5 protein-coding genes and 2 pseudogenes are annotated in these 10,442 nt (G+C 68.0%); 4 read left to right on the top strand and 3 right to left on the bottom strand.

The features are described from left to right. Positions 1-413: 413 nt before the first annotated feature. The 3 genes from CSW58_RS02945 (at position 414) to CSW58_RS02930 (ending at position 4,258) form a co-directional block, all read left to right on the top strand. Positions 414-1,109 (top strand): TonB-dependent receptor domain-containing protein, encoded by a 696-nt coding sequence (locus CSW58_RS02945; RefSeq protein ID WP_143755059.1) that lies wholly within the window; start codon positions 414-416, stop codon positions 1,107-1,109. A 131-nt stretch (positions 1,110-1,240) separates the two neighbouring features. After that, positions 1,241-2,032, top strand: a complete 792-nt coding sequence (locus tag CSW58_RS02940; RefSeq protein ID WP_099446240.1) for a glutathione S-transferase family protein — start codon at positions 1,241-1,243, stop codon at positions 2,030-2,032. 951 nt (positions 2,033-2,983) lie between these two features. Continuing rightward, a complete protein-coding gene (locus tag CSW58_RS02930) occupies positions 2,984-4,258 on the top strand; it encodes a M20/M25/M40 family metallo-hydrolase (protein ID WP_369825061.1) in 1,275 nt (424 codons plus the stop codon). On the opposite strand, the gene CSW58_RS02925 is transcribed toward CSW58_RS02930, so the two are convergent. The 3 genes and pseudogenes from CSW58_RS02925 to ctrA form a co-directional block, all read right to left on the bottom strand. Beyond that, positions 4,255-6,099 (bottom strand): DUF2264 domain-containing protein, encoded by a 1,845-nt coding sequence (locus CSW58_RS02925; RefSeq protein WP_099446238.1) that lies wholly within the window; start codon positions 6,097-6,099, stop codon positions 4,255-4,257. The genes CSW58_RS02930 and CSW58_RS02925 overlap by 4 nt on opposite strands. Before the next feature lie 155 nt (positions 6,100-6,254). Next, a complete protein-coding gene (locus CSW58_RS02920) occupies positions 6,255-7,703 on the bottom strand; it encodes a peptidoglycan DD-metalloendopeptidase family protein (RefSeq protein ID WP_099446237.1) in 1,449 nt (482 codons plus the stop codon). 233 nt (positions 7,704-7,936) lie between these two features. After that, a pseudogene (ctrA, locus tag CSW58_RS02915) lies at positions 7,937-8,631 on the bottom strand (response regulator transcription factor CtrA). Positions 8,632-9,134: 503 nt separating this feature from the next. On the opposite strand from ctrA, the pseudogene fliI reads away from it, so the two are divergent. Then, a pseudogene (fliI, locus tag CSW58_RS02910) lies at positions 9,135-10,442 on the top strand (flagellar protein export ATPase FliI); the annotation flags it as partial.

Raw genomic sequence — 10,442 nt, 5'->3', positions numbered from 1 at the left:
CCGCTGGGCACGATCTTCGAGACCTCGACCGTCAACGACAATTAACTCGACCAGCCTGGCGGGCTTTGGCCAGGTGGGCCTGCCACATCACGCCCAAGCTGGACCTGATCGCCGGGGCGCGCATCACGCGCGACGAGATCACCCTGGACTATCGCCGGGCGCCGACGCCGGGCGCGGTCTACATCCCAGGCGTCGGTGACGCTGAAGCTGGCACCAGGCCGTCGACAACACCAACCTCTCCTGGCGGATCGGTCCCCGCTACAATTTCAGCGACGACATCATGGCCTATGCGACGGTGTCGCGCGGCTACAAGGGCCCTGGCTTCAGCGGCCTGAGCGCGGCCACCGCCGTGGCGATCAGCGCGTGCAGCCGGAATCCCGACCAGCTACGAAGCCGGATGAAGGCGGGCGTTCCTGGACCGTCGCCTGATCCTCAACGCCAACGTCTACAGCACCACGATCAAGAACTTCCAGGCCCAGGTCTCCGACCTGACCAGCGCCACCTATTCCTCGCGGATCACCAACGCCGGCGAGATCAAGACGAAAGGCGTTGAGGCCAACCTGATGGCGCGGCCGATGGCCGGGCTGAGCATTACCGCTGGGCTCGCCTACACCCACGCCCGCTACGCCGACTTCAACGGCGTGCAGTGCTATTTCGGTCAGCCCAAGATCGCCCAGGGCGGGCCCTGCAGCGCGCCGCCGGCCAATCCCAACTCGCTGGACGGCTTCTTCAACGCCAAGGGCCTGAGCATCGCGGGCGTGCCTGACTGGGTCTACGGTGTCAGCGCGGTCTATGACCGTCCCCTGACGCCGGATCTGCGCGGCTTTGTCCAAGCCAACTGGAACTGGCAGAGCGACGTCAACTACGCCATCAGCGGCGATCCGGGGGCCATCCAGAAGGCCTACGGTCTGCTGGGCGGACGCGTGGGCGTCTCCGCGCCGGACAAGGCCTGGAGCCTGGCGCTCTATGCCAGCAACCTGCTCGACAAGCGCTACGCCGCCCAGATCACGCCGTCGCCGGTCACCGGGCTCAATCCCGGCGGCTACGCCCAGTATTTCAGCCCGGATTCGGTGCGCCGGGTGGGGGTCAGCCTCGACGTAGCCTTCTAAGTCTTGCTCGCGCCGCGCCCTTGCAATCGGCGCACTCGGGGCGAGGCGGATCGCGCCGGCGCGAGCGGCGTGGTCAGCCCCCGGCTCGCCCCATTTTTTCTTCAACCAAGCCACGCTTCGAGGAGAGCCACATGAACAAGCTTATGGGACGCCGTGCGTCACTGGGCGCCTTGGCCGGCCTAGCCGCCGCGCCGCTCTTGGCGTCGAAGGCCAGCGCCAAGCCCGCCACGCGGATGCCGCAGGTGACGATCTATCATCTGGAGGGCCGCCGGTCTGAACGGCTGGTCTGGCTGATGGAAGAGCTCGGTCTCCCCTACGACCTGAAGTTCAAGCGCGGCGACCTGGCCGGTTCCATGGCGATGATCCGCGAATTCAGCCCCGTGGTGCCCATGGCGCCGACCGTGAAGTATGGCGATCAGGTCCTGGTGGAGTCCGGCGCGATCATCGAGCTGATCCTGAACCGCCACGCGCCCGGCAAACTCCAGCCCGCCCTCGATAGCCGGGACTATCCCGACTACCTGATGTGGATACACTTCGCCGAGGGCAGTCTGGCGGCGCGCCTGTTCTCCGACTATCGGGCCTGGATGGCGCAACCGCCCAAGCAGCGCTCGCGTCTCGTCGACTCCGAGGCCGTCGTCCAGTTCGCCGAAGACTTCCTGGGCAAGCATCCCTGGTTCGGCGGTTCGGCGTTCTCTGGCGCGGACATCATGATGATGTTCCCGCTCAACGCGGCCACGGGCCTGAACCTGGTCGAGGTCTCGCAATTCCCCAACATCGCGGCCTGGAAGGTCAAGATCGAGGCCCGGCCCGCCTACCAGCGCATGCTCGCCAAGGCGCGTCCCGACGGCATGATCGGTAACTTGCCGCGCTTGCCGCAACACGCGCCTTCCGGACAGCGCCAAACGCCAGAGCCGCGCAACTAGACAGGCATTTTCCCCACGGCCCCGCTCGCAGGACGACGCTTGTTTTTCAATTCTCGGAAGACGCCAGGGATTGCTTGTTGCGGCGTCCTCGCGTCGGCTCTGGGGAACAAGGCTCTTGCTGCCGATGAGGCCCAGGCGATCCACGACGCATGTCCGGGTTCGGGCAGGTGTCGACGGTCCGCTACTCGGCTTCAGCCGCCGGGGATCTGGCTGTAGCGAACGTCAGGAGGGGGGCGCTGCCCTCAGCGTAGACATCTGAATGTCTGGGGACTGGAGCGATGCCAAGGTCGATTGGCGCAATTCAGTCCCCATCCCCCCGCCCCCACGGGGATAACCGTCCCCCAGCCCCAACAACTTCAACGCCCTACGTCCCCGACCCCCGGGGATATCCAAAATCGACGCAGCCCCCTCCCAGGCGGCCCCATAGTTCTCCTCGCTCCATCGCGAGGGGAGGGCGTCCAGCTGGCGACCGAACGCGCGGTGGGGGCGGTTGAGCGGGGCCGCCGGTCGGACGACAGTCCGCGCCGGCCGGCTTAAAGCGAGGACAGGGGACGTAAACCTGTCCATCGGAGGAAGGCCAAAGCCTCCGCCCGTCCGAAGGTCCGCTCCGGGGCCGCCGGGAGAAACCTGGCTTGCAGCCTATGGCTGGGTCCGGTTTCGAAGGCGGTTGTCCGGATGGGGTAAAGGGTTGAACCAGACCCGCGCGCCCCGGCCAGAGGGATAACAACCGCGCGGAGCGCTCCGGCCCCGGCCGAAACGGTACTCCACTCACCCACCTCCGGGCCTGGCCCGGACGCTCCGCCGCCTCCCCAACTCGCCGCTCAGACCGGCGAGGCCGCCAACCCGTGTCTAGGCCTTCGGCGGGATGACAGCGGAGGGCGCGGGCCCTAGGCTGGGCGCTTGAGTTTCGGGGGATGTCCTATGATCCGTTCACTGCGCCGCTCGGCCGTGATGATCGTTCTCGGCGCGGGGTTGCTGGCCGGGCCCGCCCTGGCCGCGCCCCGGTCGCCGCCCGCCGCCACGGTGGGCAAGATCGTCGGCTCGCCGGCCTTCAAGGCCGCCGTCGCCAAGCTGGACGCCGACCATGAGCGCACGGTCGGCGACATCGTCACCCTGACCCAGATTCCCGCCCCGCCGTTCAAGGAGGCGGCCCGGGCCAAGGCCTATATGGACATGCTCAAGGCCCATGGCCTGAGCGACGTGGCCATGGACGCCGAGGGCAATGTGATGGGCGTGCGGGCCGGGACGGCGACCAAGGGCAAGGGGCCGTTCGTGGTCCTGGCCGCCCATCTCGACACCGTCTTTCCCGAGGGCACCGACGTGACGGTCCGGCGCGAGGGCACGCGGCTGATGGCCCCCGGCATCGGCGACGACACCCGCGCCCTGGCCACCCTGCTGGCCTATATGCGGGCCCTCGACGCGGCCGGGATCAAGACCCGCAGCGACATCCTGTTCGTCGGCAATGTCGGCGAGGAGGGGCCCGGCGACCTGCGCGGCGTGCGCTACCTGTTCAAGACGGGGGCCTATGCCGGGCGGATCTCGGCCTTCTTCTCGATGGACGGCTCCGACCCCAGCCGGCTGATCGATCGCGGCACCGGGTCCAAGCGCTATCACGTGACCTTCACGGGGCCGGGCGGACACAGCTACGGGGCCTTTGGAACCGTCAATCCGATGACCGCCATGGCCCGGAGCGTGGTCGACCTCTACGCCCTCCAGCCGCCCGCCGATCCCAAGACCACCTATTCGGCCAGCGTCACCGGCGGCGGCACCTCGGTCAATTCGATCCCGCACGAGGTGTTCATGCAGTTCGACCTGCGCTCGGAAAGCGCCGCCGAACTGGCCAAGCTGGACGCCGCCCTGATCGGGATCCTCGATCGGGCCGTGGCCGACGAGAACGCCGCCCGCGACACCTCGGCCGGCAAGGTCGCCTATCAGGCCAAGGTCATCGGCGAGCGCCCGGCCGGCCGGACGCCCGCCGACGCCGCGATCGTCGGCCTGACCGAGGCGGCGATCGCCGCCCTGGGCTTCACGCCGCAGCACGAGGCGTCCTCGACCGATTCCAACCTGCCGATGAGCCTGGGCGTGCCGGCCGTGACCATCGGGGCCGGCGGCCGCGGCGACCGGGCCCACGCCCTGGACGAATGGATCGATGTCGAGAAGGCCCCGACCCTGCAGGGCATGCAGGTCGGGCTGGCGGCGCTGCTGGCGGTTGCCGGGGTCGACTAGGCCTTGGGGCGGGGGTGGCCCATCGCGCCGATCGGCCGCCCCTCGACCCGGATCCGTCGCTCCAGGGCCGCGATGTCGGGCCGTGTCGGCCGGGCCGGCCTCTGGCCCAGCGCCGACGGAACCGCATAGACCGCGACGCTGAACGTGCTCGTGCCGACGGGGATCTCGTCGACCAGCAGCGGCACGAAGGTGCGCGGCGCCATCAGATTGGTGTTGGGCAGGGCCTGCAGCAGGCGGCCCATGCGCCGCGATCCCGGATCCAGGGCGATGATCCCGCTGATGTCGCTCGCGGTCTGGACGACGGCCGAGCCGGACCTGACCCAGACGCGGGCCTTCCCAGGATCGGTCCGGGCGATGGCGAAGCCGCCCTCGCGGGTCTGAAGCGGCCGGCTGGTGGTGATGCGATGCAGGCGCACATGCAGCGGCCCGTCGGGATAGAGCCAGGTCTCGACCTCGACGTCGCGCCAGGGGCGCCAGCGGGCCCAGATCAGGTCGCCGGCGATCAAGGCCTCTTCGTCGCCATGCCGGCCGCGATAGTCATAGCCGTCCTCGCTGAAGGCCAGCATGTTGTCGACGATGGCCCGGTCGAAGCGCCGCAGGTCGCCCTCGATGCTGAAGCCGTAGCGCGAGCTGTAGGCGAACTTGTTGTACTTTTCGGCCCCGAACCGGATGGCGCGGTTGGCCTGGCCGCCGCACAGGGCGATGACCTGACCGGGAGACCGCGCGATGACCATGCCCGGGGCCGGGAGGCTGCGCACCGCCGGCGCGGAGTCGGCCGGCGTCTCCTCGGCGCTCCAGAACGGATGCTCGGCCGGCAGGGCCAGGGGCAGGAAGGCCTTGAACGCCCAGTAGGGCGAGGCCTGGGAGGAATAGACTTCGGTCAGCTCGCTATTGGGATAGGCGTAGCCGAGGCTCAACAGGCCGTCGCGGCGGGTGATGGGCTGCTGGCTCCACCAGCGCAGATGGCGCAGATAATAGCCCTTGATCACGCCCCAGGGCAGGGCCTCGATCCCGGCGAAGGCCAGGCCCCCCCAAAAGCCGGCGCAGGCGAATCGATAGGTCAGGCTGCGACCGAAGGGCAGGGCGGCGCCGTCATCGGCGAACCACCAGGCCAGGTCCAGGGCGATGGCGCGGGCGCGCTGTTCGAACCGGGCCTTGCGCTCGGCGTCGCCCTTGGCCAGGGCGATATAGATGAGGCTGTAGAACTGAAAGGTGAAGGCGACATACCAGTCGACCTGGGGCTTGGGCCCGTCGCGATACCAGCCGCCCTCCAGGTGCATGGCTTCGAGGGCCGTCAGGCAGGCCTCGGTTCCGGGGTCGTCCCCCAGTCCGACGGCGGCCAGGCCCAGGTCGAGCATGACCCGGAAGAACTTCCAGTTATTGTCCTGATAGACGGCCTGCCGGGCCGCCAGCAGATAGTCCCCGACCCTCGACTGCTGCTCGGAACTCAGGGGCGTCCAGAACTGGTCGGTCGCCAGGGCCAGGGCGAAACCGATCGCCGCCAGCTCGACCCGTCGTTGAGCGGAGGCGGTCTCGGCGCCCCAATAGGCCGGATGGTCCGGATCGACGCCGTTGATCAGGCCGCGGCGAAGGGGAGCCCAGTCCACGGCCCCGCCCCCGGCCGAGAGGGCGGCCAGGCCCCAGAGCGGTCGGGCGAAGGCCTCGAGGCCGATGATGCGGTCCTGGAAGAAGGCCCCCGATCCGTCGACCTTCAGCGAGGCGCCGTCGGGGCCCATGGCGGCCTTGAGCGGCGCGTGGAGATCCCCCATCGCCCGCGCGACATCGTCGCGATCCAGCAAGGGGTTGCCGGACATCGGATTAAACGCGGACGGGGTCGACATGGGGCAGTCCCTGGTTCGCTCCGCGCCTCGCCGACGCCGCGACCTTGTCCGCAGCGATCGCGCAAGCGGCTCGGTCCTGTCGCGCGACAATGCGGCTCAGATGGGGCCAGGCGATACAAACGGCCTCATGAAGGCCGATTGGCCCCGCGATCCCGTCAGCGGCGGCAGGTCGTCCGGGGGCGAGGCCCGGATCCGACCCGGTGTGGCCTAGCGCAGTCTGGGTTCGTCCGAACCCCCAGTTCGGCCAGGGCCAGCTTGGGCGTGTCGGTCTGTTCGATCTCGCCGCCGCCATTGGCCAGCATGCGGTCGATGCGCGCCTTCTTGGCCCGGAACGCCGCCAGCTCGCCGCCCGACAGGATGGTGCCCTGCGGCACCTTGGCGCCGATCGGATTGACCCGCTGACCGTTGAGCCAGACCTCATAGTGCAGGTGCGGCCCGGTCGACATGCCGGTCGAGCCGACATAGGCCACGACCTGGCCCTGGCGGACATGCGAGCCCGCCCGGATGCCGGGGGCGTAGCGCGAGATGTGGGCATAGCCGGTGTCCCACTTGCCGGCGTGGCGAATGCGCAGCCAGTTGCCATAGCCGCTCCAGCGGCGCGCCTCCAGCACGACGCCGTCGCCGGCCGCCAGGATCGGCGTGCCTTGGCCGGCTCCGAAGTCGACGCCCTTGTGCGCGCGATTATAACCCAGGATGGGGTGGCGGCGGGCGCCGAAGGTCGAGGTGATACGCGCCCCGTCCACCGGTGTGCGCAGCAGGAAGCCCTTGATGTTCTTGCCCATGCCGTCGAAGAACTGCGACTTGCCTTCGGCGTCGCCGCGACGGTCGAAGGCGTAGAAGCGCTGGCCCTTGACCTCGGCATATTCCAGGTCGCCGGCCTCGATCGTGCGGCCGCTTTCGGTGACCTTGCGGTCGAACACCAGGCAGAACTTGTCGCCCTCGTGGATGTCGCGCGAAAAGTCGATCTTGTGCGAAAACAGCTTGGCCGCCTGGCTGATCACCGCCGGGGTGCCGCCGACATTGGCGACGCTCTCGTAGAACGACCCCTTCATCTCGCCGCAAGCCACCTTGGTCTCGTCGCGGACCTCTTCCTCGAGCTCGCGCAGCTTCAGCGCGCCGTCGAAGGTGCGCGAGACGGTGAGTGTCGAGGAGGGGCCGGTCCGCATCGACAGGCCGACCAGACGGGCCGGGCCGCCGGGGCCGTTTCGATCGCCGCGCCGCTGGGCGATGGCGGCCTCGAACGCCATGCCGGCCTTGATGTTGACGGTGTCGATGGCGCCCTGGAGGGCGGCGACGACCTGACGGGCCTCGCCCGGGGCCACGCCGGCTCGCAAAACGGCGCCTTCAAGGGTCTCGCCGGGGCGCACCTTGACGGGGATCGACTGGGGACGGTCAAAACCGGGTTGGGCCTCGGCGCGGGCGAAGGCCAGGTGCTGCAGGTCGGCCAGGCTCTGGGCGTCGAGCGGCGCGCGTTCGACGATCGGGGCGGCGACCTCGGCGGCGGTCAGTTTCCAACCCAGGGCGAGGGCGGCCAGCCCGGCGACGGCTGTGAACAGCCGCGGCGCCAAGCGCAGGGTCGGACGTCGCGGATCAAATTCCTGCATCAAGCCCCCGTTCGGTAGCGATGCCGTGCGTTCGAGAATGACACGACCTGGAAGCCCCCCAGCAAGCGTCGGGCCGGAAAATGCAGGGCGAGCCCTCACAGGGCAAGCACTATTCGCCGCTTCGGTCGTTTTGTCACGGAAGTGAATAAGTCCATGATCCACAACGAAAAACGCCCACCAAAAGGCGGGCGTTCTTGTCGTTCGGGTTTCGTCGTCGTCGGGCCGAGGAGCGCCTAGGCGGCGGCGACCTGCTCGTTCGGGTCGCGCAGCACATAGCCGCGGCCCCAGACCGTCTCGATATGGTGCTTGCCCTGGGCCGAGGCGGCCAGCTTCTTGCGCAGCTTGCAGATGAAGACGTCGATGATCTTCAGCTCGGGCTCGTCCATGCCGCCGTACAGTGGTTGAGGAACATCTCCTTGGTCAGGGTCGTGCCCTTGCGCAGGGAGAGCAGCTCCAGCATCTGGTATTCCTTGCCGGTCAGGTGAACGCGGTTGCCATTCACTTCGACCGTCTTGGCGTCGAGATTGACGACGATGTCGCCCGTCTTGATCACCGATTGGGCATGGCCCTTGGAGCGACGAACGACCGCGTGGATGCGGGCGATCATCTCGTCCTTGTGGAAGGGCTTGGTCATGTAGTCGTCGGCACCGCCCGAGAAGGTCTTCACCTTGGTGTCGATTTCCGACGAGCCCGAGAGGATCATGATCGGCGTATTGACCTTGCCGACCCGCAGGGTGCGCAGAACGTCCAGGCCGCTCATGTCCGGAAGATTGAGGTCCAGAAGGATGAGGTCGTAGTCGTAGATCTTGCCCAGATCCACGCCTTCTTCACCCAGATCCGTCGTGTAGACGTTAAAGCCTTCAGACTTCAGCATCAGTTCGATGGTTTGCGCCGTGGCGCTGTCATCCTCGATCAACAGTACGCGCATACGGCCCTCCCCGCCGAAACGGCGGCATTATTTATGACAAGGCGAAGCTCGCCCGATGAAACCCGTCCACACTCTGCCAGAGAGTTAATTTAAGACAGGTTAACTGGTGAACGATCCCGTTGGCAGAATGGTTAATCTGATTTGCGAATCGGGTGCAAGGCGCCCTGAGGGCGTTGGTCGGATTGGTCGCAGGGCGAGTCTGGGTCGCCGTCAAGCTGACTTCCGGCCCCCCCGAACGCTCAAAATCCTTGGTTAAGACGGGGTCCGGACAGTCAAGTCTGTTAAGGGTTGCGAGTGGTTTCGCCGACTATTTGCGGCGGCATTGCGGCGTTCTGTCGCGAAGGGCTCCCCAAGTTTTCGCGGGCGGCCCGGTCGGGCCAGGCAATTTCGCCAGATCGCGGGCTGCGACCTTTTCGACCGCCAAACCGCCCGGCCGACATGCCTAATTTCACAGGTGGTTAACGCTGTCGGTCGAGGATGGGGGCTCATTCTCGAGAGCCGCCTTGCGTAGCCTTATCGCCGCCGTCGAACGTATCGATCCGCTGACCATTTCCGGTCGCGTCGCCGCCGTGAACGGCCTCCTGATCGAGGCGCGCGGCGGGCTGACGCGACTGGCCGTCGGCGCGCGGGTCGAGATCGACCGGCTGGGCCTGCCGGTGTTGCCGGCCGAGGTGGTGGGCTTTCGCGAAACCCGCGCCCTGCTGATGCCCTTTGGACCCGTCGAGGGGGTGGCCCCCGGCGCCGAGATCCGCATCATGCCCGAGGGCGCCAGCGTGCGTCCGACCAAGGCCTGGCTGGGACGGGTCATCAACGCCTTTGGCGAGCCCATAGACGGGCTGGGGCCGCTGCCGCAGGGCGAGGTGCCCTATCCCCTGAAGACGCCGCCCCCGCCGGCCCACGCCCGCGGCCGGGTCGGCGAGCGCCTGGATCTGGGCGTGCGGTCGATGAACGTCTTCACCACCACCTGCCGGGCCAGCGCCTGGGCATCTTCGCGGCTCTGGGGTCGGCAAGTCAGTGCTGCTGTCGATGCTGGCCAAGGAAGCCACCTGCGACGCCGTCGTGTCGGCTTGATCGGCGAACGCGGCGCCGCGAGGTGCGCGAATTCATCGAGGAGACCCTCGGCGAGGAAAGGCCTCAGCGGGCCATCGTCGTGGTCGCCACCTCGGACGAGCCGGCCCTGACCCGCCGCCAGGCCGCCTACATGACCCTGGCGATCTGCGAATATCTGCGCGACAGGACCAGGAGGTCCTCTGCCTGATGGACTCGGTGACGCGCTTCGCCATGGCCCAGCGAGAGATCGGCCTGGCCGCCGGCGAGCCGCCGACCACCAAGGGCTATACGCCCACCGTCTTCACCGAGCTGCCCAAGCTGCTCGAGCGCGCCGGCCGGGCCCGATCCGCCCCGACGGCAGCGTCGCCGCGCCGATCACCGCCCTGTTCACCGTCCTGGTCGACGGCGACGACCACAACGAGCCGATCGCCGACGCCACCCGGGGCATTCTCGACGGCCACATCGTCATGGAACGCTCGATCGCCGAGCGCGCGGGCGCTTTCCGGCGATCAATGTCTTGAAGTCCATTTCGCGGACCATGCCCGGCTGCCAGCTCCGCATGAGCGCGAGATCGTCAAGGCGGCCCGCCAAACCATGGCCGGCCTATTCGAACATGGAGGAGCTGATCCGCATCGGCGCCTACCGCGGCCGGAGCCGATCCGATCGTCGATCGCGCCATCCGTCTCTCAATCCCTTGGTCGAGCCTTTCTCAGCCAGGACAAGGACGAGGCGCGACCAGCCTCGACGACAGCTTCGGCTAT

The organism is Caulobacter sp. B11 (assembly GCF_002737765.1).
GTDB lineage: Bacteria > Pseudomonadota > Alphaproteobacteria > Caulobacterales > Caulobacteraceae > Caulobacter.
The sequence above is the reverse complement of the archived record's forward strand: the minus strand, read 5'-3'. Positions and strand labels throughout refer to the sequence as shown.

Bases quoted from the DNA above. Each gene is read 5' to 3' on its own strand.
- CSW58_RS02940 (WP_099446240.1), top strand. From the start codon at position 1,241: ATGAACAAGCTTATGGGACGCCGTGCGTCACTGGGCGCCTTGGCCGGC.
- CSW58_RS02930 (WP_369825061.1), top strand. From the start codon at position 2,984: ATGATCGTTCTCGGCGCGGGGTTGCTGGCCGGGCCCGCCCTGGCCGCG.
- CSW58_RS02925 (WP_099446238.1), bottom strand. From the start codon at position 6,099: ATGTCGACCCCGTCCGCGTTTAATCCGATGTCCGGCAACCCCTTGCTG.
- CSW58_RS02920 (WP_099446237.1), bottom strand. From the start codon at position 7,703: ATGCAGGAATTTGATCCGCGACGTCCGACCCTGCGCTTGGCGCCGCGG.